This is a genomic window from Bacillus sp. FSL R9-9492 (genome assembly GCF_038007365.1).
GTDB classification, from domain to species: Bacteria; Bacillota; Bacilli; order Bacillales; family Bacillaceae_G; genus Bacillus_A; species Bacillus_A mycoides.
Window position 1 is genome coordinate 5,437,884 of the sequence record NZ_JBBOXC010000001.1, and the last position, 25,695, is coordinate 5,463,578.

Here is a 25,695-nt window from a genome sequence, read left to right on the forward strand (position 1 = left end):
GTGCGAGGGAGTTGGGTGGGAGATAACTGCCCGTAACTGCCCGATTGGTGAAGGCTAATAATCAGTGGGGGATGGCCAAAATCCACACTGATTAAAAAGTTTCACTTTATTACACATGCTGCTTTAATAGCGCGTATAACGCTTCAAAACTATGCACTTCATATGTTGGCACAATCTCGCTATTATTTGGTTTCTTTTCTGAATTAAACCAACAAGTATCAATTCCCGCTACATATCCACCTTTAATATCGGCACTTAACGAATCCCCAATAATGAGCCCTTCTTCAAAAGCGAAATTAGGAATCCTTTCAAAAACATAATCAAAATACTCTTCCATCGGCTTTTGGAATCCCGTATCTTCAGAAACAAAAATATCTTTAAACAATGAATGTAATCCTGCATTACGTAAACGTTTATCTTGCGTCTTAGAAATACCGTTTGTCACTATATATAAATCATACTCATTTTGAATTTGATTTATAAATTCAAATGCACCTTGCATAAGTTGGTTTCCTTCTTCTAAGTAGCTACGATAATTATTTTCGAATAATATCCCATCTACTTCTTCCCCGTACTCTTTAAACAAAATCGAAAATCGTGTATTTACGACTTCATCACGGTTTATTTCACCTTCTTCAAAAGCATCCCAAAGGCTTTTATTAATTTTTTTATACTGCGCTTCAACCTCGCTAGTTAAAGGAATCCCTTTCTCTTCAAAGAGCATACGTAACGCCACTTTCTCCGCCTTCTGAAAATCTAACAATGTATCATCTACATCAAATAGCAATGTTTTATATTTTTTCATAAACCCCTCACACTCTCTTTTCTACAAAAACAAATTTACATAAATCGTATCATTCTTCCTTGTAAAAATAATAGGAGATATCTCATACTACAAACAGGGGTGAAAATATGAAAATCAGTAAAAATGAGAAAGAAATTTATCAACACATGCAAATTCATCAATTCCATACTCTTTTTTCCTTTCATGTCTTACCATATGTAGAACTACATTCTTTTCAAAAGAAAGAGATGATATGTAAGGAGGGAGTCGACCTCCCTTATCTCTATTACTTAATTTCCGGGAAAGCAAAAATATATATGAGCCATAAAAATGGGAAAGTCTCTTTAATTAATTTTATTCAAGCACCTTCATTCATTGGAGAATTAGGATTAATTGGCGTAGAATCTGTTACGAAAGCGGTTGAGGTGATTGAAGATTGTATTTGCTTAGCGCTTCCTCTTAAAGATTGTCAGCATCTTTTATTGCAAGATGCTACCTTTCTACAGAAACTATGCAAATTTATTGGAGAAAAAACAATTATCCGAACAGAAAATTACGCCAAAAACTATAGTTATCCATTTGAAAACCGATTAGCTGCGTTCATTCTATTAACGGAACAAAATAGTTGCTATACCGAAAAACATACTGAGGCCTCAGAATACTTAAACGTCAGTTACCGCCATCTTTTATATGTATTAAACCAGTTTTGCCAGCAAAACTATTTAAAAAAAGAAGGCCGAACATATTATATACAAGATCGAAATCAATTAGAAAAACTTGCTGACGAGCTAAAAATATAAAAAAACAGCATTAACACGTAAATGTTATTGCTGCTTTTTTTCGAGTGACGATTATGTTTTTAATTAAAATTTACTTGCTACTTTATCCGCTTCTTCAAGACCTGCTGTAATGATCTCTTCTGCTTTATCTGGGAATTGGTTATGTCCCTCGATAATTACCGTTTCCATGTTTGTTGCACCGAAGAAGCCCATCATGCTTGCTACGTATTTAACAGCCATTTCCATTTCAGCTGCTGGTCCTTCAGAATATACGCCGCCGCGTGCATTTAATAACGCAATCTTCTTATCTCCAATAAGCCCAACTGGACCTTCTGGTGTATATTTAAACGTTTTACCAGCACGGTTTAAATAATCAATATACGTGTGTAATACGGCTGGAATCGTTAAGTTCCATAATGGGAAACCGAAAACTACTTTATCAGCTTCTAGAAATTGATTTAAATACTTATCAGCAACTGCTACCACTTTTGCTTCTTCTTCTGTTAAATCAAATCCTCTACCTGCTTTGAATGTACCATTAATCATATCTACGCCTACATATGGTAATTCTTCTTTATATAAATCAAGTTCTACCACTGTATCATTTGGATGCGCTTCTTTATAGTTTGCTAAAAATGCCTCGTATAATTTCACACTAACTGCTTGTTCCGCTGGGCGGTTGTTTGCTTTTACAAATAAAACTGTTGCCATTGTTTTTCCTCCTACTACTCACTCTTATGTTGTTATATATCACTTACGAAAAAGGGTACTCCCTTATAATTATTGTTGCTTACAAATACATTTTATCTTTATATCAAGACAATTACGTCCTCACATAGACGTATTTTTCCATAAAAAAAGTCCACCTTCTAAAGGCGAACTAGGTCTTACGACTTTTGTCTTATACAATTCCATTTTTCACTGCATATAATGCTGCTTGTGTGCGATCGGATAAATGTAACTTACTCAAAATACTACTCATATGAGCTTTTACCGTTTTTTCTGTAATAACTAAAACAGAAGCAATTTCTTTATTACTCATCCCTTTCGCCAATAACTGCAATACTTCATTTTCTCTCGCTGTTAATACATCCACTTGAACGGAAGGTTCTTCTTCTTTCTCTTCCTGTGGTAATGTTTGAGAAAGAAGGGCATTTGCTATATCTGGATGTAATTGAATATTACCTTTATACGCGCTTCGAATAGCTTCAACAAGCTGATCTGGTTCGATATCTTTTAAAATATAACCGCTCGCCCCAGCTTTTAGTGCCGGCAATACATGAGCTTGATCAGAGAAACTAGTCAATACAATTACTTTCACGTTTGGATATTCTTTTTTAATACAAGCTGTTGCCTCAATTCCATCCATCTCAGGCATATATAAATCCATTAATACGACATCTGGACTTGTTTCGCCTACTTTCACTAGCGCCTCTTTCCCATTATTTGCTTCACCAACTAATTCAAAATCTTCCTGTGTGCTTAGAAAAAATGCTAATCCTTTTAAAACAACTGTATGATCATCAACTAACAATACTTTTATTTTCACAAACTTCCCTCATTTTCACATCATAATGGTACATTTACTTTTATACTCGTTCGTTTCTTACTACTTACAATTTTAATTGTTCCACCAACTAATTCTACTCTTTCACGCATCGTAGTCATACCGAGTGATTTCTTCTCTTTTATATCCTTTTCTACAAACCCATTTCCTTGATCGACTATTTCTAATGATACATTTTTCTCCGTCACTTTGAAATAAATCGTCGCTTCTCTTACATTCGCATGCTTACTTACGTTATTTAAAGCTTCTTGTCCAATTCGCCATAGCGCTTCTTCTACTACACGCGGCAAATCACGTACACCTGTAACTTGTTCCCGAATTTTCAATCCTAAACTTTCACCATATTGCTTTAAAGCTGGTAATAACCCTTTCTCTAATCCAGCCGGACGGAGCTGCCAAATTAATGTCCTCATTTCTTTTAAGGCACCTTGTGCTAATTCACGCATCTCATACAAAGACTGATCTACCTTTTCATTTTGACCCTTTAAAACAGCTTCAGCGCCTTTCGTCATAAACGTTAATGAAAACAACTTTTGTGAAACAGAATCATGTAAATCTCTAGCTAAACGATTACGCTCTTCCATTCGTACAAGTTCGCGGCGTTTTTCATTTAATCTTAAGTTCTCTATCATTAATGAAATATGATTTGCTAACGCTTGTACTACATCTATCGTATTTATATCAAATTCTCCATTATTAGAACTTACACTTAATACTCCAAATATATGATCTTGAATATGTATCGGAATAGCGATAACTGCCCTATTGGGATGCTCTATATTCCCAACCTGACGCTTTGACAAGACAGACTCTTCTTTTTCCAACGCTTCCTGTGCTGCTGCCCTCAAATCATCTTGTAGTTCACCTTTCTTATAAGAAGCTCTCACAGCTAGTTCATTTTCTTCTCTAATAAAGAATACAACTTGCTCCCATAGAAATAAGCTCCCTATTTGCATTACAATCTCTTCTGGTAATGCATTAAATTTATGAATTGTCCTTAAAGCTTGAATAAAGCGTTCTAACTTTACATAATAATGAGCTCTTCTCTTTTCATTTTCATACAGTTTTGTACGCTTTAATGCCGTTCCAATTTGAAAGGCAACTGATTGTAATAGTACTAATTCTTCTTCTGAAAAATGCGTTTTACCTGGGCTAGCTACATTTAACACGCCAAATTCATCTTCTCCCGCTTTTAGCGGTACTGTCGCATGATGTACAATCCCTTCTGTATCTCCCCAGTTGTATTCAATCGCATTATTAATTCTCTTACATTCAATAATATTAACTGCTCGCTCTAGTTTTCCTTCCACAAAGCGGTGTAAGCACCAGCAATTCCCCTCACACATCGGTCGTTTATTTTCGAATTTCAATCCCTCTGGTAATTGGTAATCAATTAATTTTGTATATCTACCATTTTCATCCGCAAGGAAAATCCATCCTGTCGTTAAACCAGTTACATTCAACAGCTTTTCCAGCACAGCTTGAAGTACGTGATATGTATCATTTGAGGTATTCAACGTTTCTGCAATCTCTTTTAATATAACTAATTCATTTGTACGATTCTCTTGAAACATAATTCGTCTCCTACATACAAGATTTTAAATAGTACTTAACATAAATCATCTACTTTTCACTTTGTACTTATTCGTAACATTGATATAATGGTGAAAACATAGTTTTCACCATTATATCACTTGAGGGGGCTTTCATAATGACATTGAATAAGGCACTTACTATCGCTGGTTCTGACACAAGTGGCGGTGCTGGTATACAAGCAGATTTAAAAACATTCCAAGAGCTTGGTGTATACGGAATGACATCTCTTACGACAATCGTAACGATGGATCCACATAACGGTTGGGCACATAACGTATTCCCAATCCCAGCTTCTACATTAAAACCACAATTAGAAACGACAATTGAAGGCGTTGGTGTAGATGCTTTAAAAACGGGTATGCTTGGATCAGTAGAAATTATCGAAATGGTTGCGGAAACAATTGAAAAGCACAATTTCGAAAATGTAGTAGTTGATCCTGTTATGGTATGTAAAGGAGCGGATGAAGCGTTACATCCTGAAACAAATGACTGCTTACGTGACGTTCTTGTTCCAAAGGCATTAGTCGTAACGCCAAACTTATTTGAAGCATATCAATTAAGTGGTGTGAAAATTAATTCTCTTGAGGACATGAAAGAAGCTGCAAAAAAAATCCATGCTTTAGGTGCTAAATACGTACTGATTAAAGGTGGTAGCAAACTAGGCACAGAAACTGCTATTGATGTATTATATGACGGAGAAACATTCGATCTTCTAGAATCAGAAAAGATTGATACGACAAATACACACGGTGCAGGTTGTACATATTCTGCTGCAATTACAGCAGAACTTGCAAAAGGAAAAACGGTGAAAGAAGCAGTAAAAACTGCGAAAGAATTCATCACAGCTGCAATTCGTCATTCATTTAAGATTAACGAATATGTAGGACCAACACATCACGGTGCATACCGCAAATTCGTTGCACCGAAAGAACTTGTCTAACATACAGCTTTTTATTCATAAATTTAAAAATAGATTAAAACCCACAGAACATTTATTGTTCTGTGGGTTTTAATTACTTTACAGAAATCTTTTAAAGTACTCCCCGAATTCCTATGATGCTGAACTAACCTTGTTTCTACCATTTCTTTTTGAATAATATAACGCATCATCCGCTGATTGAATAAATTGCTCAGGTGATTTTTTATATTCTGAAAGCCCAACAGAAACTGTAATTTTAATTTTTTCCCCATTTTGCAGTTGAAATGAATGCTTTTCAACTGCTAGTCGAATTTGTTCCCCTATACGAGTTCCAAATGCTACTCTCTTTTTTGGTAACAACAGAGCAAACTCTTCGCCACCTTTTCGAAAGACTAAATTTGGGAATGGCGCATTCTCTAACAAAATACGCCCTAGTTGTTTTAACACTTCATCTCCAGCAGGATGACCGTACGTATCATTTACATACTTAAAGTGATCAATATCGATAAGTAATAAACAAAGTGAATCATTTTTCATATGCTTACTATCAATATGACGATTCATCTCAAAATCAAACTGTCTTACATTTCCTAGATTCGTTAATGCATCTATCGTTGCATAATGCTTCATCGTTTGAAATAATTCATTGGATTGCAATATGTAACTTGCACTTACAAATGTGATGTATGCCGCTACAATACAACAAATTAAATATAATACCACTACATATATATCCTTAAATAAAATATAAAGTGGTAGTATTAAAATAGACAAACTGTACACATTAAACCATATCCATTTTGTAAATATAGAAATCTTCATCCGCCAAATGAGAGTAATGCCAATCCCTATTGCCACGATAGTATAGCAAGCTAATTCAGAGGCTAAAGAATACTCAGTAAAAAATACCCGCGTTATTAAAATAATCATAACAGTTATACTACTAGCTATCGGGCCACCAATTATAATTGCCAAAACAACAGCTAAATAACGTAAATCCAACATAATATCTTCAATATGCACACCAAAATGCATCAACAATATACTCAATATTCCAGTTAAAATACCGACCAAACATTTCTGCCAAAAAGAGAATCCTTCTTTTAATGGCTTATCTCTTAAAAGCTGAGCACCAACAAAGATAAAGGACAGAATAATTGTCATATTTACAAATAGATCTCTAAACATAAAATAATCTCCCTACTTTTTCTTTTCCATCTATCCCTTTCTATATGTTATTGTATTACGAAATCCCTATAATTCCCAAACTTTTTTATTTTATTGTTCCACGTGGAACAGCAAAATAAAAAAGGAGACGAAATTTCGTCTCCTCCATTAACAACATCGCGATATCTTTCCTCCCTTTGCATTAAATCTAGCTTCTTGTGCCTCAGCAAAAAATTGCTTTTGACATAGAATTTTCTCTTCTGGATGATTTATTTTCATGTGATTTACATACGTTTCATAACTTGGAACTCCGACAAGTAAACTAATAAATTGCTTTCTCTTTCCCCATACGTTCCGTAAATTTTTAAGCATAGTTCCTCGACTCACTTTCATCTTTTGGAATATATGGTGCCTCTTTTAACGGCATTGGCTTATTTCTTAATACTTGAATCCAAATTCGAAGTGCAGAAATTAATACAGCAATTACAACTATCATAAAAATTCCACAAAGTGCCGCATCAATATAGTCATTAAAAATAATTTGTTTCATTTGCGCAACATTTTTAGCTGGAGCTAATACCTTACCATCATCTAATGCTCCCTGAAATACTTTCGCATGTGATAGAAATCCTATTTTAGGATTTTCATGAAATAACTTTTGATAACCAGCTGTCATCGTTACAATAAGTAATCCTATAGTCGGAATAAGCGTTACCCAAACGTATGCCTTTTTCCCCATTTTGAATAAAATTGTCGTTCCAAGTAATAATGCAATCCCCGCTAACATTTGATTTGCAATACCGAAAAGTGGCCATAGCGTATTAATTCCACCGAGAGGGTCAACCACCCCTTGATATAAGAAGTACCCCCAGCCTAATACGCATAACGTTGTAGCGACCACATTCGCTATTGTGGAATCTGTTTTCGCAAACGGCTTGTACACATGCCCTAAAATATCTTGAATCATAAATCGTCCTACACGTGTTCCAGCATCAATCGTTGTTAAAATAAATAGTGCTTCAAAAAGAATGGCAAAATGGTACCAAAATGCCATCATCGCCGTTCCACCTATTACTTGTGAAAATATATGTGCCATACCAATTGCTAATGTTGGTGCGCCACCTGTACGTGATAAAATGGTCTGTTCCCCGACGTTAACAGCAAGTTCTTTTAATTCATTCGGTGTAATAGCAAATCCCCACGAAGAAATAACTTGAGCCGCTTGTGATACATCTGTTCCGATCAGTGCTGCTGGACTATTAATTGCAAAATAAGTTCCTGGTGTTAATACACAAGCTGCAATCATAGCCATCGCTGCTACAAATGATTCCATTAACATTGCCCCATAACCAATTGGCTGTGCATGACCTTCTTGCTCAATCATTTTCGGCGTCGTACCTGATGAAACGAGAGCGTGGAATCCAGAGACAGCACCGCAAGCTATTGTAATAAATAAGAACGGAAATAAATTCCCGGAGAAGACAGGGCCTGTTCCATCAATAAACTTAGATACTGCCGGCATCTTCAAATCTGGAGCTACAATTAAAATACCAATTGCTAATCCAAGTATCGTTCCTATTTTTAAAAATGTACTTAAATAATCACGTGGTGCAAGGAGCATCCAAACTGGTAATGCCGATGCAATGAATCCATATACGATAAGCATAATAGCAATTGTTTCACCACTAAAAGTAAACATACTTGCAAGTGTTGGATTTTCTGCTACATACTTTCCACCAATAAGCGATAGGACTAGTAGAACAATACCGATTACTGATCCTTCCCCTACTCGCCCTGGTCTAATGTAACGCATGTAAACTCCCATTAAAATAGCAATTGGAATTGTTGCTGCGATTGTAAACATTCCCCATGGGCTTCCAACAAGTGCCTTCACAACTACTAAAGCTAATACTGCTAATAAAATTATCATAATACCTAAAATACCAATCATCGCAATTAATCCTGTAACAGGACCAATTTCATCTTTAATCATTTCTCCTAATGATTTACCATTACGTCTCATTGAAGCAAATAAAATTACAAAATCTTGTACAGCTCCGGCAATAACTACCCCAACAATAATCCAAATAGTCCCAGGTAAATACCCCATCTGCGCCGCCAAAATTGGTCCTACTAAAGGACCTGCCCCTGCAATCGCAGCGAAGTGATGTCCGAATAAAACCCATTTATTTGTTGGAACATAATCCTTCCCATCATTTAACGTATGAGCAGGCGTTTGCCTATTATTATCTAGGCCAAAAACTTTCCTTGCTATAAATCTACTATAAAAGCGATAAGCAATGGCATACACTGATACAGCAGCAACTAATAGCCATACAGCATTAATTGTCTCACCTTGTGATAAAGCTATTACACCAAAAGCAGATGCTCCTACCGCTGCAATAACTCCCCAGAGTAAAATTGATTTCAATGTTTTCACGTACAATCCCCCCATTACTACTTCTTAGAGGAGATTGTACTAAATTTTCTGAATATTTAATTTAAATCCTCCTTATCATGAAGGATTTCTAGGCTATTATGTTAAAATTCTCTCATTACTTGTCATAGCTCAATTTTATTTCGAAGCCGTTTTACATAATTACGGCTTACTGGAATCGGTTGCTCATCGTACCTGTCTAAATGCAAATTATACGTGCCATTATAATAAGGTTTAAGTTCTTGTACATATGACATATTAATTAAATAGCTTTTATGTACACGTAAAAAATCATATGCATTTAGTTTATTTTCTAATTCCTGAAGTGTGTATGTTGAAATATACTGATTATTCGTTGTATAAATTGAAACGGTTTTGTTTTCCTTATTTTTACTAATATATACAATATCCTCCGGGAGAATATATCTAATCCCCTCATGGCCTTCTATCGGCAGTTTACGCAGATGACTCTTTACTTTCTCACCTTGTTCTTTTCCCATTTTATATAAAATGAATTGTAAATCTTCTTCACGAAATGGTCGTAATAAATAATAAAACGCTTGGAAACGAAAAGCTGTAATTGCCTCTTCTATATCCTCACCAATAAAAATAAATTTCGTATAACAATTCACTTCTCGTAACAAACTCGAATATTCAAAACCAGTACCATCCATTAATTGCGAATTTAAAAAAACAAAATCAGGTGTATGTTTTTTCATTATTAGCAAAGATTCTGTTCCAGTTTTCGCTTCAAAACATTCTACATTTCGAATGTTTTCAGTAAAGTTCTCAACTAATTTTCTTCGCTCTTCTGTTTCTTCCATGATAAGTAAGATTTTCATTTATCCAGCCACCTAATTCCTTTGTCCATATGTCTTGTTGTATACATTCGCTTTAGTAAGAAACATTCCCTTTTTCTTACTATACCATTATTTATCTAAAAAAACAGAAAAAAGGAAACCACTTTGGTTCCCCTTTTCTTTTATCCCGATTGGTGCGGGCTAATAATCAGTGGTTGATGGACAAAACACCACTGATTAAGGTTTCTCTTTATACTAATTCCCTCTGTTTCGTTTCTTGACCAAGTATAACTACAGCAAGTGCCCCTATTAAAATTGATCCACAGAAAATCGTAAATATTAGCGATAGTGAAGCTTGTGAAGCAACTAAATACCCTACTAATAGTGGTCCAAGAATACCACCAATACGCCCAAATGCAGCTGCCATTCCTGCACCTGTACCGCGAATAGTTGTTGGATACTGTTCCGGTGTATAAGCGTATAATGCACCCCAAGCACCTAAATTAAAGAAGGATAGTAACATACCCGCCACTATTAATGCTGTTAATGAATCCGCAATTCCGAACACATAAGCACTACATGCTGTACCAATTAAATACGTAACCAATACAAATTTACGACCAAGACGTTCAATAAACCATGCAGCTGTGAAATATCCTGGAAGTTGAGCTAAAGTCATAATGAGTACGTACTGAAAACTTTTTATTAAACTAAAGCCTTTCAGTACCATTACACTAGGTAACCAAAGGAACATTCCATAATAGGAAAAGACAACACAAAACCATAGAATCCATAACATAATTGTTGCTTTACGATATTCTCCAGACCAAACCGATTTTATATTTTCAATAACAGATGGCCTTTTTGCAACCTTTTGGAACCTTGGAGAATCGGGTAAATTCCATCTTAAATATAAAGCATATAACGCTGGAACTGCACTTAATACCATAGCAACTTCCCAACCGTATTTAGGAATAACAAAATATGAGATAAGAGCTGCGATTAACCAACCACCAGCCCAAAAGCTTTCTAATAGTACAACTATTTTTCCACGTTCGTGCGCTTCAACACTTTCTGATACAAGAGTAGATGCAACTGGAAGTTCCCCGCCAAGTCCCATACCAATTAAAAAGCGTAAAACGAGGAACATCGCGAATGTCGTCGTTAAAGCAGTTAAACCACTACCGATAGAAAATAGTAATAATGTAATAATAAAGACTGATTTCCGTCCTATTTTATCTGATAGTATCCCAAAAAGGAGCGCTCCTACTGCCATACCAATTGAATTAACGCTACCTATCCAACCCATTTCTTGAGTACTTAATCCCCAATCTTTTTGGAGTGCTACGATTACAAATGAAAGCATTCCAACATCCATTGCATCAAATAGCCAGCCAAGCCCTGCTATACCCAGTAGCTTTCGCTTCGAAATTTCTTTTACCTTGCTCACAAGAAGTCCTCCTTACACAGGTGTCTTTACACATCATTTTACATGTGTGTATTGCATAAGTAAAATACTTTCTTATAAAAAATTCTCCTTCATCATTCCCAAAAGTAAAATGTTTATCAAAAATAAACAAATAAAAAAAAGTAGCGATGTTCCGCTACTTTTTTGAACGCATTACTTCTTTTAAAAATTCAGCTAATACTAACTGACGACGCCAACGTGTTGGATTACTACATAATCTGTAAAACCACTCTAAATGAATAGATTGAATCCATTTTGGCGCACGCTTTACCTCTCCAGCCCACACATCTAAACTACCGCCTACTCCAACAGCCATTTTCGTTTCTAAACGATGCTTATTGTTTTGGATAAAGTTTTCTTGTCTTGGAAAGCCAAGTGCAACAAGTAATAGATCTGGTTTTGCCTCTTGAATACGTGAAACAATATTCTCTTCTTCTTCTTGTTTAAAATATCCATCTTGTATCCCCACGATAGATGCAGCCGAATATGTCTTCGTTAAATGATCAGCCGCGGCTTGTACAACATGTGGTTTTGCACCTAATAAGAAAATAGATACTGGTTTATTCTCTTCTGATAACTTCGCAAATAAATTACACATTAAATCAAAACCTGCTACACGTTCTTTTACAGGTGTACCAAGCATACCACTTGCTTTTACAACCCCAATACCATCAGGTGTAATTAAATCGGTATTTAGTAATGTTTTATGGAATTTTTCATCCTTTTTTGCGCACATAACAATTTCAGGGTTTGCTGTTACTACCTGAAAAGTATGAGTTTGCTCCAATTCTAGTTGTTCCTTTAAATATTGGACCGTTTCATCCATTGTCATTGTAGAGAAAGGAACACCTAGAATATCAACCGTTTGTACTGCCATATTTAACTATCCTCTCTATCATTAAAGGTTTTTCGCTATTAATTGCTTATATGTTTCTTTCGTATCTTCATATAACTTTTGAAGTGAGAAGTTCATAGTAGCATGCTCATAAATATGCTTGCCCATTACTGATAACTCTCCAGTTTTCCACTTATCATACGCCTCTTCTAATGCCGATACCAATGCTTTTCCATCACCAGTTGGTACAATCCACCCATAAGTTTCATCTGCAATTAACGGTTCGATTTCTCCAGCTCTAGTCACAATTGATGGTACACGTTGATTTGCCGCTTCTAATAAAACTAATGGAAATCCTTCGCTATGGGAAGTTAACAAATTGACATGTGATGAAGCAAATAATTGTTTCACATCTTGACGATGCCCTAAAAATTCAACTTTATCATTAATCCCTTTTTCAGTAGCTAACGCCTTTAGTTCTCTTTCTAACGGCCCGTCACCAACTAATAACACTTTAATTTTCTCCAATTTTGTTTGTTGTAACGCATCGAATAAAACTTCATGTCCTTTAACAGGATGCAAACGCGCTACTTGGATTGCCGTAAACACATCTTCATCAATATTAAACATTTCCTTTTTATTATAGCCATCTGCTTTTTCCTGATCATATTCAATCCCGTTATAGATAACATGCATCTTTTCATTTGAAATACCTAATGCGGCTAAGCTTTTTTTCAACCTATTCGTTACAACAAAAAATAAATCTATATTTTTTAAAGCTTTCAAATTTAATTTAGTAAAAATCCAGCCTTTTAAGCCTTGTTTAGTAAAGTCTTGAAATGGATCACTATGAATTGTCGTAACCCATTTTGCTGCGAATTTCTTCTTCATTAGAGAAACAAAGAAATTCGCCCTAGGACCGTGTGTATGAACTACATCAAATTTTTCTTTATTAATGAATTCACTTATGTTCTTTAAAATGGATAAATCATAGCGAGATTTTTGTGAAAACACATGAACTTTTATTCCTAGCTCTCTTGCTTCTTTCGCAACAATTCCATCTTCAAATACTGCTAATTCTACTTCACCATCCGGAAACTGATCGAGCAGTGAAATAATATGTGTTTTTCCTCCACCATCTTCTGCTCCTGCATTCATATGCAATATCCTCATATTTTTTTCCTCCTTTAAATCCTCGCTACATTTCCATCTATCTTTATTTTACTGTACTAAAAAATAAAAGCTAACAAAAGTTAGCTTTTATTTTTATCATTCAATTTCTAGATCTACGATTAGATAAGCTAACAACACTACAAAGTAAATCCCGACTCCTGGTGCTGTCAAAATATGTCCTGCAATATATGCAATACCTAATGCTAATACTAAGCTTGCTGAAATCATTCCATATTTCACATTGAATATTTCCTTAAATCTTGTAACAAATGCTATTAAGATTCTTAAGCCGTAATAAATAAATGGAATCATCATTAACGCAAAACCAATAATTCCGAAATCATAAAACCAATCATGGAAGTCCATTTCGATTAGCTTCGGATCTGGCTGCTTTTGTTCATTATATTTATAGTTACCTGCATAACCCATTCCGAATAACTTTTGTGACGTTGGCGCTTCTTTAAAGAACTGCTTATGTCTCTCTTCATATACTTGACGTCCACTGAAAATAAGATTTTCTTGATTTTCTTTCTTTTGCTCTTTCTCAAGCTCTTTCTTAACTTCCTCTTCTATCTTTGCCTTTTCTTCCGGCTTTTCAACTTTATGTTGTTGTTTTTCTTCTTTTTTAATTTTATCTTTAATTTCTTTTTCTTTCTGACCTTGCTGCGCTACATTTTGTTCTGATAAATAGTTGTTATGAATACCCATATTTTGTGCTAATGGCGTCATTTTAAACGTTCCGACAACACCAGCTAATAGAACAATAGCAATTAATCCATTAAGTACAAGAGACCTTTTGTTTGGATTTCTTCTATCAAATAATAATTGTAGTACGATAATCCCGATTGCTGCTGCTAACGTAGCACCAATTGAGCCCATCCCTACTTTCGTACCAACTTGAATTAACGAGTAAATCATTAAAAGCGATGGAATCCAATATAAAACGTGTTTCACGCTCTTTGTTTTTTGAATAGAATATAGTACCACGATAGGGAAAATAATAGCTAAGATTGACCCTAGTTCATTACCTGCATAGAACCATCCTCGGGAACCAACTTTCATCCATTCATAACTACCGAAATCTGTACCTGTCGTAATAGAAATAACCATAACAGCACTAATAATTAATGTTGAATACATAATGTTATTTCTAACTTTATCGCTAATATTTACTGTTTTCTTTAGTGATTTTAAAGCTAAAATGTATGAACCAAGCATAATATATATATACAATGCTTTTCCAATGAATTTAACTTCTTCTGCGAGTACAATAGGACTCTTGATTAACTTGTTATTAATAAACCCTATTCCTAATGCAGCTCCTAGTAATACAAGATAAATCAAAAACTTCCTATTTTCTCTTTCTTTTGCCTGAATTAAAATATAGATACCGCCCATTGCCATAATGAGGAATCTCACCATAATTCCAACTGTCGCATTTACTTTTAATAACTCAATGCTAAGAGACGTTAATAAATCCAAAACAGGCTGTAAAATAATAAAAAAGAGCAAAAAATGCTCAAATCTAACCCTAGCTTGATTTGCTAACATTCCAAGACCTCCATACAAAATCTTTACATTATCTTTTAATCATAGTTTTCTATCGTTAAAACACACCTAGCAATTATAACATAACTCATATTTAAATTGAGAACTATTTTTTATGCCGACACTAGTCAAATCAAGCGTTATTAGTAATAGAAACTATTGTCCTTTAGCTATCCTTCCCTATCCCTATAAAAACTATCTAACACCTGTGCACTTATTTTCGACCGTACAGAAATATTTTTTTATCATTTTATACAAATGTACAAAGCGGACTTCTCTTATTCTACCATTCCTCCAACTAAGCTACATCAAAAAACTATACAATTAATCTTTCCACACTTTTTCGCTTTACTTTATTGCTACTTATCAAGCATTTTCAAACGCTTTCTTTAGCTATTTCATCCGTTTTTCTACATGTAGCGAAAAGTAATTGTTATTTCCAAAACTTTAGTGTATATTTTTTCTCTGGAACATCTTTAAGAGGAAGGAATTAAAGCCATGTTATTAATCGATATATTTACGTTTCTTGGCATTATCGCCGCTGCCATTTCTGGTACATTAGTTGGTTTGAAAAAAGATCTAGATTTATTTGGTGTCCTTTGTTTAGCTGTAGCTACTGCGCTCGGCGGCGGTATTATTCGTGATATTATGATTGGTAACCTGCCTCCTGTCGCATTTGTAAAACCCATTTACTTTTTCGTAAGTGTACTATCAGCATTATTCACATGTATGTTTTTTGAGCGCATCAATAAACTTCAAGTTGTTATTATGCTTTCTGATGCTGTTGGTTTAGGTGTATTTACAGCTATTGGTGCAAATGCAGCAATGTCACATCACGTTGACGCCTCGTTTTTAGTCGTTTCAATGGGAGTTATTACAGGTATTGGGGGCGGCATTTTACGTGACATTTGCGCTCAAGATATCCCGTATGTATTCCGAAAAGAGATATATGCAATTGCTTCTATTTTAGGAGCAGTTAGTTTCCTAATTACACATGCAATGGGGGCACACGTATTAGCTTTCTATGTCTGTTTATTAATAACATTCGTTATTCGTGTAGTCACCGTAATATATAATGTACATTTCCCAGTTTTCTTTAAAACACATGCAAAAATTAATAAAGGCCATTAAGAGAATTCTACATAGAATTCTCTTAATTTATATACAATTCCATATACTATAGAGTAATTGTATATAAAAATATATAATTACATTAGAATAAACAAATGAAAACGCTTTATAAACAGGGGGAAGAATGATGCTTGGGGTTTTTAAAAAAAATAAAACAAACACCAGTATAATTGAATTAAGCAAAGGCCAACAAATCATATTTAACGTGCCTGCTAATTCTGAACTAAAAACTCAAATGGATATGCTACATATTTCAAAGGAAGATTTACAAATTGTTAAAGTATTACAGCCATTTATTTATGAGGAAATAGATTGGATAACAGAAAAATTCTACACCAACATCACAAAACAACCTAATTTAATTGCTGTTATTGAACGCTACAGCTCTATTCCCAAATTAAAACAAACTTTAAAGACACATATTAAAGAATTGTTCAGCGGGAATATGAATGAAGATTTTATTGAACAACGTGTTAGAATTGCAAAAAGGCACGTACAAATTGGTTTACATAGAAAATGGTATACTGCTGCTTATCAAGAGTTATTCCGCTCCGTCATGAAGATTTTGCAAACGAAAATTTCAACGATAGACGATTTTTCTTATTCCATAAACGTAATAAATAAATTATTCACATTAGAACAAGAACTTGTTATTGCGGCTTATGAATCCGAATATGAAAGAATCCAAAAAGAACATGAAAAAGAAAAAGAACTGACAACTATGACGATTACACATATTGCAACAGAACTAGCGGCAGTATCTGAAAAAACAAGCTCTTCTATTCAACAGTTAACATCTAAATCAGAAAGTATCATAGGAATTGCAAAAACAGGTACATCATTAGCTACGACATCAGAAGAAAAGGCCAATAAAGGAAAAGAACAATTAAATCTGCAAAACAAACGAATGGAAAGCATCCAAACGAATATGGAAACTATTATTACTGATACTCGTGAACTTCTTGATATTTCTAACAAAATTAACGAAATCATTGATATTGTAAAATCAATCGCCGAGCAAACAAATTTACTGGCATTAAATGCCGCTATTGAATCTGCACGTGCCGGCGAATTTGGTAAAGGTTTTTCAGTCGTAGCGGGAGAAATTCGAAAGTTATCAGAGCAAACGAAAGAATCAATTTCCAACGTTACAAAACTCGTTGAAAAAACTAATGAACAAATTATACACGTCTCTTCTTCCGTGGAACAAATAAGCTCTCTCGTATCTGAAGGGACAGATAGTATGCATGCGACAGATCAATATTTCCAAGAAATCGTAAAAGATATGTCTAACTCTAAAGAACAAAATAAAAAAATTGAAAATGAATTAGAGACTATCTCACAAGTAATGAAGAGTATTCAAGACGATTCCTCAACAATGGCCTTAACAGCGGATAATTTACAACTAGAACTAAACCGATAAGGCGAATCGATACAAAGTGGAGATTCTTCATCTCCGCTTTGCATTCATCCTTATCATCCATCTACAAAAAAAGAATCCAAAATGGATTCTTTTATTTTCTGAAAAATATCTTTTGGCAATAAAAATAACTCATATAAACACCAAAGCTTTGTAAAATAAACAAGGCTGGCATAATAATATTATAATATGCCATATCTACTCGAAAGAGCCTTAACGACACATATCCGGTAATTAATAATACAAACAACATATATCCTTCGTTTTGCTGTTTCTTAATTAGAAAATGTAATAAAGCTATGGCCATAAATAATGTCACCACTATATATATAAGCTTTTCACATTTAAAAATAATAGAATTTATTCCCTCATCTGAAAACTGGTTAATAACTGGTTTTAACAGTTTAAATCTTTCTACTTCCATTTCTTTTAACTCTTGATCAATGTGCTCTTTTACACTTTGATTTTTGGATGTTTTTTCTTCCTTTTGACTTTTCCCAATTAAAACAGATTGAACATAAGTCTGATTAGAAATCGTATACTGTGACATTCCCATCATCTTGATACCATAGCTCACACCAAAATGAGTACTATAAAACAGAATAAGTATTCCTATCATTTTTAATAGTAATTTTTGTTTCGCCCCTGATTGAAATAATTCAATTAACAGCACATATACAGCTATAAAGATAGGTAAAAATAACCCCATTGGGAAAATCATATTGCTAAGCGCAAATAAAATGGTTGAAATTACCCACATATAAGGATGATCTAATCCCTTATATAAAAATATGTAACAAGCACAATAAAATAAAAATATTGCGAGTGATTCCCCCGTTAATACAGAACTCATAAATATATTTGGAATATATAAAGCGTAAAATATTGATGCAATACGACCACACTCTTCTCCAAAGACCATTGACGCAATGCGATAAATGAAAAATGCAGTTCCTGTACAAAATAAAATATTAAATAGTTGTAAAGCGAATACCGTATCACCAAATATACGAATGATGATCGATTCATAAATAATAAAAGGTAACTGTGCTACATTCTCTATATTATTGCCAATTGCAATCTGCTTTGCAGACTCATACATAGCTTTCATATCACCTATCATTGGACTATCTACAAATAGAACTGTGATAAGTCTTACAACTATAGACATGCTTATAAGAAAAATAAGAAATTGTTTATCTGTAAAACGATATTGCAAAATTGATGCTACTAACAAAATAAGAATAACAAAAATCACTAATACGATTGTTATACTTGTTGTACTTCCCCCAAAAAATTGCTTACTTGTTTCAAAAGCGGACCAACAACTATAGACAAAAAATGCGAGCATCGCACCAATCATTATTTTACTGAAGAAAGATGAAAAATTTATTTGTATATGATTCATATGTCCATTGCACCTCTATTTCCATTCATAACAAAACGATTCTATCATGAATAGGCATAAGGTTAATAGGGAATTTCTATGACAAATACATAGTCATTACTTTTTCACTTGCAATGTAAGCGAATCCTCTTTTACACTACATTTTATATACGATAAATTTTCTTTCAGTTACATGAATGTAAATACAGAAATTTCAATAAAGTGAAACTTTAATCCGCGGGGGGTTGTTCATCCTCCACTGACTATTATCCCGAAAATAGCGGGATAATCCTCTTGGAACACTTTACTTCATTAAATATCTAATATGAGTACTCCACTTACACATGTCACTCTGATTGAAAACAGAAAATAGGGGATGAATATATGGAAAAGAAATTCATGCGAGAATCAAAAGCAATTAAAACAACACGTGTTTTTCCTAACGATTTAAATAATCACCAAACACTTTTCGGTGGGAAATTATTAGCAGAAATTGATAGTATCGCCTCAATTGCAGCTGCAAGACATAGCCGCAAACATTGCGTAACAGCATCTATCGATTCCGTTGATTTTTTAACTCCAATTCACCAAGCAGATTCTGTTTGTTATGAAGCATTCGTATGTTATACAGGAAAATCTTCAATGGAAGTTTTCGTAAAAGTAATTGCAGAGGATCTACTAGCAGGCGAGCGTAGAATGGCCGCAACGTGTTTCATTACATTTGTCGCATTAAAAGACGGAAAACCTTCATCTGTACCACAAGTAATTCCTGAAACAGAGGAAGAACATTGGCTACATACAACTGGTTCAGAGCGTGCAGAAAATAGAAAAAAGGGACGTTTGAAAAGTAAAGAAATGGCTGAAGTGTTAACTTTGAATAAACCTTGGAGTATTTAATAACTGATTTACCTTCCTTTTTTCTAATCAAAAAGGAAGGTTTTTTATATGAAGCATTTGTTTGCACGCTTTTCATATAAAATACATAGAGTTGATTTACAAAGTTTATATGCGGTAAACTTATACAGATGTTCTTGTAATCTTCTTCCTTTGAAAAGGCCTATATATAGTGTGAAACATAAAAAATTTGAGGAGATAAAAATTATATGATGGAACAAAAACAAATCGTTTCAGTTGTTATCCCGCTGTATAATGCGGAAAAATATATTGAAGAAACGATGGAATCGATACTAAATCAAACATATAAACATATTGAAATTGTAATTATAGATGATGGGAGTAAAGATCAATCATCTTCTATCGTAAAAAACCTTGAACAAAAATATCCAGGACAAATAAAATACGTCCCTCAAGAAAATCAAGGCGTTTCTGTTGCTCGTAATACAGGAATTGAAAACGCTAGCGGAGAATATGTTGCTTTTCTTGATAGTGATGATTTATGGCATCCAACAAAAATCGAAAAACAAGTTGAAAGCATGCATAAAAACAACATGAATGCTTGTTATTGTGGCTATATGAACTTTTATGAAGAGACGGGTGAAAAAGTTGAACACACGACAAACTTTATTAAAGGTGATATGACAAAAGCTTTCTTAACGCATCAAGTTGTTGCGCAAACGAGTACTTGGATTTTTAAAAGATCTATCGTGATGGATCATAACATTCGTTTCACACCAGGATGTAGCTGGGGAGAAGACTTAGAATTTCTATTTAAATTAATGAGTGTAACAAACGTATGCTATGTAGATGAATATTTGACATATTACAGAATCTTATCAGAAGGAAATCTTTCTTCAAAGTATAAAGATTATGAATTAAAAACAGCAAAAGAATTAGAAGTATTTAATCGAATGAAGGATTGGGTTCATAATAAATCACAAGACTTAATCGTGAATGATTCTACAGAACTTCTTGAAATTCTTGAAACTTACCTATTCCCATATACAGTCATTAACAATGCTTGTATATACATTAAAGGAAGCTCTAAGTTAGATAAATCACAAGTTCAATTAATCAAGGGCGATATAAATAAATATTGTCGCAAAATTTATTCAAAAAATGGAAAACGAAGCAAAAAGCTATACGCAATGCTTTGGTTTGTACGAATAAAGTTTATGTTTTCTTAAATAAAGAATACGCTTTTAAACATACCTTCCGTAAACAAATCAAATTTACAAATAGGACGAAGTGCGTCCTGAAAAATAGAAAGGTCTTGTTCCATGAAAACAAATAAAATCCTTAAAAACGCCTCCTACCTATTTGTAGGAAATATTACTGTTCGATTTGTACTTGCTATTGCGACGATTTTCTTTGCGAGATATGTTTCACCAAAGGATTATGGGATGTTTACAACTGCATTAGCAGTTTCCGCTGTTATTTGTTATTTTACAGATGCAGGTTTGACACATACGTTTATGCGTGAAGGAACGAGAAGCAACGCTAACATTAGCGTACTAATTAGTAGTTATTTACGTATTCGTTTAGTATTAGCTATCGTAATTTCTGTGCTCTTCGCTATTTTCGCTCAGTTCTTCTATCCTGATGCTTACTTACGTGCGATGGTATATTGGGTTGTACTGCCGACAATGTTTGGAGCCACTTTACAAGGTGTTGGGATGGCTTACTTCCAAGTAACAGAACGCATGCAATTTACAGCGATTATTTCTGTAATACAAGGTGTAACAGCCGCAGCTGCTCTTCTACTAGGAATGTCCTTTAAATGGTCACTTATGATGGTTGCTGCCATGTACGGGATATCCAGTCTCGTAACAGGACTCATCGCCTTTATAATGGTAATTCGCCATACAACAGTTCATAAGGGCTGGGATAAAGGTATTTTAGATCAATTGCTCATTTTCACAATCAATGGCATTATCATTATGCTCTTACCACAGTTAGGGCCCATTATATTAGAAAAAGTTTCAACGTATGAGCAAGTTGGATTCTTTGGAGCTGCATCGAAAATACCCGCTGTCCTTTATCAAATACCTGGTGTAATTGCAGCAGCTTTTTATCCAAAATTATTTACTTTTGGAAATGAAAAGAATATTGATGAACATAGAAAACTATCTCAGTTCGAATTAAAACTTATGTCTTTCTTAGGAATGGGAATCTCCATTCCATTTATCGCTGATCCAAGCTTTTGGATTGTTACTTTATTAGGTGAACAATATGCACCAGCCGGTGATGCTCTTGCAATTTTAGCCTTTATGGTCATTTTACAATCTATCAACTATCCACTTGCTGATAATTTAACAACTATTGGTCAACAGTGGAAGCGGGCGACAACGATGGGAATTGGATTAGCTGTCGCTATCGTAAGTTACATCGTATTAGGTAGCCAATTTGGAATGATGGGAGCTGCGGGAGCTGCAATCATTACCGAAATTACATTATTAATCGGATTTACTTTATTCGTTCGTAAAGGCTTTGCATTACTATTCAAAGGAATAATATTCAATGCATTAGCATTTATAATCAGTTACGCGATATACCGCACAGTGTTAATTAACTTACCGCCACTAATAGCTTTAACATTTACTGGTATATTGTACGGCATTATCGGTCTTGCCATTGATCCTCAAATACGCGGGTTAATTTTAGGATTTATAAATAAAAAGCTAGCTAGAAAATAAATAAAAATAAAAACTTCAAATTTAATTTGAAGTTTTTATTTTATCGTCTTTACTTAGAATTAACCTTGTTTTCAATCTTTATCTTAAATTGACTTGCCTTTCTGGAATGATTATACTTGGAAACGGACAGCCCTAGATGTACAACACCTAGTATTAAAGCAATTCGCAGTTAATCTTCTATACAAACATTAACTTGTTACGCCCTAAATTTACCATAAATTGCACACCTGAAAACTTTATTACTACCATCAAAAATCGTCGATTCATCCATAGTTTTTCTTCATTATAAAACAATATCTAAATATGGAGAATGTGGCTTAAATCTTAATAATTGTATTGAGGAGGCTTATTCATTTAATGACTTCAGAAGTAAATAAAAGAACCTTTTTCACTAAAAGCACACTTATTATCATTCCATTATTAATAGTATGTGCATTTGCTTTTCATTACTTTTTCTTAAAATCAGACAGTGTATTTTCTAGTACGGGAGATGCATTATCACAATTCAGCTTCTTTACATTCCTTTTACAACATGCATTTAAAGATGGGAATTTATTTTGGTCTTGGGATTATGGCTTAGGTGGAGATTTATTCGGGGAATTTAGTTATTACTATAGTACAGCACCATTTTTCTGGCTTACGCTCCTTCTTCCTAAACTAAATTTTGACCAAATCTTTGAGATGAAGCTATATATGAGTATTTTAAAAAGTACATTAGCGATGTTATTCATGTATGGCTCTTTACGTTATCATAATAAAACTATTTTTTCTTCTTTCATTTCTGCCATTATATATGGGGGATGTGTGACTTTTATTCGCCATTCTTTATTATGGGATTTCATGGCAGATGCTATAGTGTTTTTACCTTTAGTAATATGGGGACTGGATAAATATATTTTAGAGCGAAAAAAGGGATTATTCCTGTTTGCAACAGCGCTTATGCTTGCATCAAATTTCTATTTCGCTTTCATTACTAGCATTTTCATCTATATTTATGCCTTTTTCCAGTATTTCGCTACACAGCAAAACAAAACGATAAAAACATTTCTAACTTATTATATTAGAATTGCTTTCCTATATTCTTTATCACTAGGTTTAGCTGCTGTTTGCTTTATACCATCTGTAAATGGTGTATTTAGTTCAGATCGACTAGCTACAAAATTTACTATTCCATTATTTTTTGAAGATACGTTTTATAAAAACTTAATGGAAAGTATCTTTTTCATTAATAATACAGAGGAGTATCAGCTCGCATTCCCAGTTTTCATTCTCTTCCTTATTACTAGCGCGCTTCTAATACGCAATAAACTTGTCACAAATAAGTTACTCTTTATTGGGTTTATGCTAGTTCTGTATATGCTTCCATATACGTATTCCGTATTTAATGGTTTTTCTGCTATGCAATCCAGATGGTTTTACCTATTTGCATTTGTGGTTGCCCAAACTTCAGCTTACATTTTAGATTGGATGCTACTTCACAAAAAGAAGGTCAACTATTTAATAGGTCCTTTGCTAGCGACAGCGTTATTTATTTACGCATTCTATAGAAAAACAAATATAAACGAACAACCACTAGAAACGATTGATAAAATTTTAATTGGTACCACTGCTTTATCTATTATTACAATATTACTATGGCGCTATTTATCAAAAGCAGTCTTACAATCTTTCATTATATTGAATGTACTGGTCAATGTAATATGTATTAATTACATCTATTCAGATACAGCTCTTAGTAAACACTTTAATCAAGCAGGCGCAACAAAAGAATCATTACATGGTCCAGGTCTCGATAATAAGGATGAAATTGACGCAATTCATTATATACAAAATCAAGATAAAGATTTTTATCGAATTATCAATCCAAACAATAATTATAAGAATACACCGATGCTGCAAGGTTATCATGGTACAAGTACTTATCAAAGCTTAGTCAATCGTGATGTTCATGACTTTATGAAAAATAAGTACAATGTTTTCCAAGGATATGATAGTCCATCTATGTTCTTCCAGTTAGATAAACGACTATTCCTTGAGAACATGCTAGGGGTAAAATATTATGTATTAAGTGAAGGTGCTAATAAAACTGATATTCCGTATGGTTATAAATATTTACAACAAGTAGGTCCTTACAACATTTATAAAAACGAATTTGCACTACCATTAGGCTATGTATACGAAGCTGGAATAAGTGATGAAGAATTTTCAAAACTTAATTTTGCTGAGAGAGATCAACTTTTATTAGATGCTGTAGTTGTAGATAATGTTGGAAGTCTTCCGTTAAAACAATTTAATACAAAACAGCTAGATTCAAAACAAATTAAGATTAATCCAAATAAAATTAAGTGGGAAAATATAGATAAAGAGAAAGATATACTCACTGTTCATGAAAATGGGCGTATAATAGTACCTGTTGATAATACCGATATGTTAGGTGATCTCCTTGTTGAAATTAAAATTAGAAATATAAATAAGGAATCATTTGGGGTTACTGTGAATGACAAATCTATGATAAAAGGTAATGAAGATGGAGCTTATGCTTACCCGTTAGAAAGATTTGTTTACAATTTAGGAAAAGATGCGAAGCCAACTGAGCTAATCATTTCTATCCCTACTCCTGGTCAATACGAGTTGAAAGACTTACAAGTCAACAGTACCAACTATAAAACTGTCCCGAAAAAAGTGAATACTTTAAAAGAAAATAGCCTACAAAATATTTACTATAAAGGTAACTACTTAAAAGGTAATATTAATTCTACTAAAGATGGATTACTATATTTATCTGTACCGTATAGTAAAGGATGGTCAATACAGGTTGACGGTAAAGAAACTGAGTTTACGAAGGCTAATTCTTCCTTTATTGGTGTTCCTATTTCAAAAGGGCAGCATGTAGTTGAAATGAAATACGTCACACCTTATTTCAAAATGGGTCTCGTTATTTCTATCATTTCATTTATCATTTGTATCTCGCTTCTAGTTCTTGGAGATAAGGATCGATATAAAAAATTTAAAAGTCGTTTTAAAAAAAGTTATTAAAATAAAGTGAAGTAAAAGTTGAAGATAATTGCTTGAGCTTTTACTTCATGCCCAG

The 25,695-nt window shown here is 33.8% G+C and carries 21 protein-coding genes and 1 pseudogene; 9 read left to right on the forward strand and 13 right to left on the reverse strand.

Annotated elements, in window-relative coordinates; all coding sequences use genetic code 11:
• Positions 1 to 109: 109 nt before the first annotated feature.
• Positions 110 to 805 (reverse strand): YjjG family noncanonical pyrimidine nucleotidase, encoded by a 696-nt coding sequence (locus MKY70_RS27980; protein WP_044438384.1) that lies wholly within the window; start codon positions 803 to 805, stop codon positions 110 to 112.
• A 107-nt stretch (positions 806 to 912) separates the two neighbouring features.
• On the opposite strand from MKY70_RS27980, the gene MKY70_RS27985 reads away from it, so the two are divergent.
• Entirely contained in the window at positions 913 to 1,584 is a 672-nt protein-coding gene (locus MKY70_RS27985) for a transcriptional regulator YeiL (protein WP_061673833.1), read from the forward strand.
• 63 nt (positions 1,585 to 1,647) lie between these two features.
• Here MKY70_RS27985 and MKY70_RS27990 read toward each other — a convergent pair whose 3' ends face one another.
• The 3 genes from MKY70_RS27990 to MKY70_RS28000 form a co-directional block, all read right to left on the reverse strand.
• Positions 1,648 to 2,274, reverse strand: coding sequence for an FMN-dependent NADH-azoreductase (locus MKY70_RS27990; protein ID WP_341026285.1), 627 nt, complete (start codon positions 2,272 to 2,274; stop codon positions 1,648 to 1,650).
• 190 nt (positions 2,275 to 2,464) lie between these two features.
• A complete protein-coding gene (locus MKY70_RS27995) occupies positions 2,465 to 3,112 on the reverse strand; it encodes a response regulator (protein ID WP_002016393.1) in 648 nt (215 codons plus the stop codon).
• Between the two features lie 20 nt (positions 3,113 to 3,132).
• Entirely contained in the window at positions 3,133 to 4,704 is a 1,572-nt protein-coding gene (locus tag MKY70_RS28000) for a GAF domain-containing sensor histidine kinase (protein WP_002016395.1), read from the reverse strand.
• A 137-nt stretch (positions 4,705 to 4,841) separates the two neighbouring features.
• Here MKY70_RS28000 and pdxK point away from each other — a divergent pair, with 137 nt between their 5' ends.
• Positions 4,842 to 5,666 (forward strand): pyridoxine/pyridoxal/pyridoxamine kinase, encoded by an 825-nt coding sequence (pdxK, locus tag MKY70_RS28005; RefSeq protein WP_002016397.1) that lies wholly within the window; start codon positions 4,842 to 4,844, stop codon positions 5,664 to 5,666.
• Positions 5,667 to 5,777: 111 nt separating this feature from the next.
• Here pdxK and MKY70_RS28010 read toward each other — a convergent pair whose 3' ends face one another.
• The 8 genes from MKY70_RS28010 to MKY70_RS28045 all read right to left on the reverse strand — a co-directional run bounded on the left by MKY70_RS28010 (position 5,778) and on the right by MKY70_RS28045 (position 15,076).
• A complete protein-coding gene (locus MKY70_RS28010; RefSeq protein ID WP_060750544.1) occupies positions 5,778 to 6,833 on the reverse strand; it encodes a diguanylate cyclase in 1,056 nt (351 codons plus the stop codon).
• Positions 6,834 to 6,980: 147 nt separating this feature from the next.
• Positions 6,981 to 7,184 (reverse strand): YbdD/YjiX family protein, encoded by a 204-nt coding sequence (locus MKY70_RS28015; protein WP_002130134.1) that lies wholly within the window; start codon positions 7,182 to 7,184, stop codon positions 6,981 to 6,983.
• Positions 7,177 to 9,252, reverse strand: a complete 2,076-nt coding sequence (gene cstA / locus MKY70_RS28020; protein WP_341026286.1) for a carbon starvation protein CstA — start codon at positions 9,250 to 9,252, stop codon at positions 7,177 to 7,179. Before cstA ends, MKY70_RS28015 begins: the two co-directional genes overlap by 8 nt.
• Positions 9,253 to 9,374: 122 nt before the next feature.
• Positions 9,375 to 10,091 carry a LytR/AlgR family response regulator transcription factor gene (locus MKY70_RS28025; protein ID WP_341026287.1) on the reverse strand — a complete coding sequence of 239 codons (717 nt, stop codon included), beginning with the start codon at positions 10,089 to 10,091 and terminating at the stop codon, positions 9,375 to 9,377.
• A gap of 208 nt (positions 10,092 to 10,299) precedes the next feature.
• A complete protein-coding gene (locus MKY70_RS28030) occupies positions 10,300 to 11,499 on the reverse strand; it encodes an MFS transporter (RefSeq protein WP_002016404.1) in 1,200 nt (399 codons plus the stop codon).
• A 154-nt stretch (positions 11,500 to 11,653) separates the two neighbouring features.
• Complete coding sequence (locus MKY70_RS28035) at positions 11,654 to 12,394, reverse strand: WecB/TagA/CpsF family glycosyltransferase (protein ID WP_341026289.1); 741 nt, start codon at positions 12,392 to 12,394, stop codon at positions 11,654 to 11,656.
• Positions 12,395 to 12,415: 21 nt separating this feature from the next.
• Positions 12,416 to 13,525: a glycosyltransferase family 4 protein gene (locus MKY70_RS28040; RefSeq protein WP_341026291.1), complete on the reverse strand. Its 1,110-nt coding sequence runs from the start codon at positions 13,523 to 13,525 to the stop codon at positions 12,416 to 12,418.
• Positions 13,526 to 13,621: 96 nt separating this feature from the next.
• Entirely contained in the window at positions 13,622 to 15,076 is a 1,455-nt protein-coding gene (locus MKY70_RS28045) for an O-antigen ligase family protein (protein ID WP_341026292.1), read from the reverse strand.
• Between the two features lie 495 nt (positions 15,077 to 15,571).
• On the opposite strand from MKY70_RS28045, the gene MKY70_RS28050 reads away from it, so the two are divergent.
• From MKY70_RS28050 to MKY70_RS30900, 3 genes and pseudogenes are all read left to right on the forward strand, one after another.
• On the forward strand, positions 15,572 to 16,204 hold the full coding sequence (locus MKY70_RS28050) for a trimeric intracellular cation channel family protein (RefSeq protein ID WP_000924380.1): 633 nt from the start codon (positions 15,572 to 15,574) through the stop codon (positions 16,202 to 16,204).
• Positions 16,205 to 16,445: 241 nt separating this feature from the next.
• A pseudogene (locus tag MKY70_RS30895) lies at positions 16,446 to 16,823 on the forward strand (protoglobin family protein); the annotation flags it as partial.
• On the forward strand, positions 16,821 to 17,627 hold the full coding sequence (locus tag MKY70_RS30900) for a methyl-accepting chemotaxis protein (protein ID WP_445662080.1): 807 nt from the start codon (positions 16,821 to 16,823) through the stop codon (positions 17,625 to 17,627). The pseudogene MKY70_RS30895 and the gene MKY70_RS30900, both read left to right, overlap by 3 nt.
• A gap of 91 nt (positions 17,628 to 17,718) precedes the next feature.
• Here the strand turns inward: MKY70_RS30900 and MKY70_RS28060 are convergent, their stop codons facing one another.
• Entirely contained in the window at positions 17,719 to 19,032 is a 1,314-nt protein-coding gene (locus MKY70_RS28060; RefSeq protein ID WP_341026297.1) for a glycosyltransferase family 39 protein, read from the reverse strand.
• A gap of 363 nt (positions 19,033 to 19,395) precedes the next feature.
• Here MKY70_RS28060 and MKY70_RS28065 point away from each other — a divergent pair, with 363 nt between their 5' ends.
• The 4 genes from MKY70_RS28065 to MKY70_RS28080 all read left to right on the forward strand — a co-directional run bounded on the left by MKY70_RS28065 (position 19,396) and on the right by MKY70_RS28080 (position 25,640).
• Positions 19,396 to 19,908, forward strand: coding sequence for an acyl-CoA thioesterase (locus tag MKY70_RS28065; RefSeq protein WP_071743997.1), 513 nt, complete (start codon positions 19,396 to 19,398; stop codon positions 19,906 to 19,908).
• A 206-nt stretch (positions 19,909 to 20,114) separates the two neighbouring features.
• Positions 20,115 to 21,095, forward strand: a complete 981-nt coding sequence (locus MKY70_RS28070) for a glycosyltransferase family 2 protein (RefSeq protein WP_340779745.1) — start codon at positions 20,115 to 20,117, stop codon at positions 21,093 to 21,095.
• A gap of 93 nt (positions 21,096 to 21,188) precedes the next feature.
• On the forward strand, positions 21,189 to 22,604 hold the full coding sequence (locus tag MKY70_RS28075; protein WP_341026298.1) for an oligosaccharide flippase family protein: 1,416 nt from the start codon (positions 21,189 to 21,191) through the stop codon (positions 22,602 to 22,604).
• Positions 22,605 to 22,961: 357 nt separating this feature from the next.
• Positions 22,962 to 25,640 (forward strand): YfhO family protein, encoded by a 2,679-nt coding sequence (locus MKY70_RS28080; protein ID WP_340779750.1) that lies wholly within the window; start codon positions 22,962 to 22,964, stop codon positions 25,638 to 25,640.
• The last annotated feature ends 55 nt before the right edge of the window (positions 25,641 to 25,695 follow it).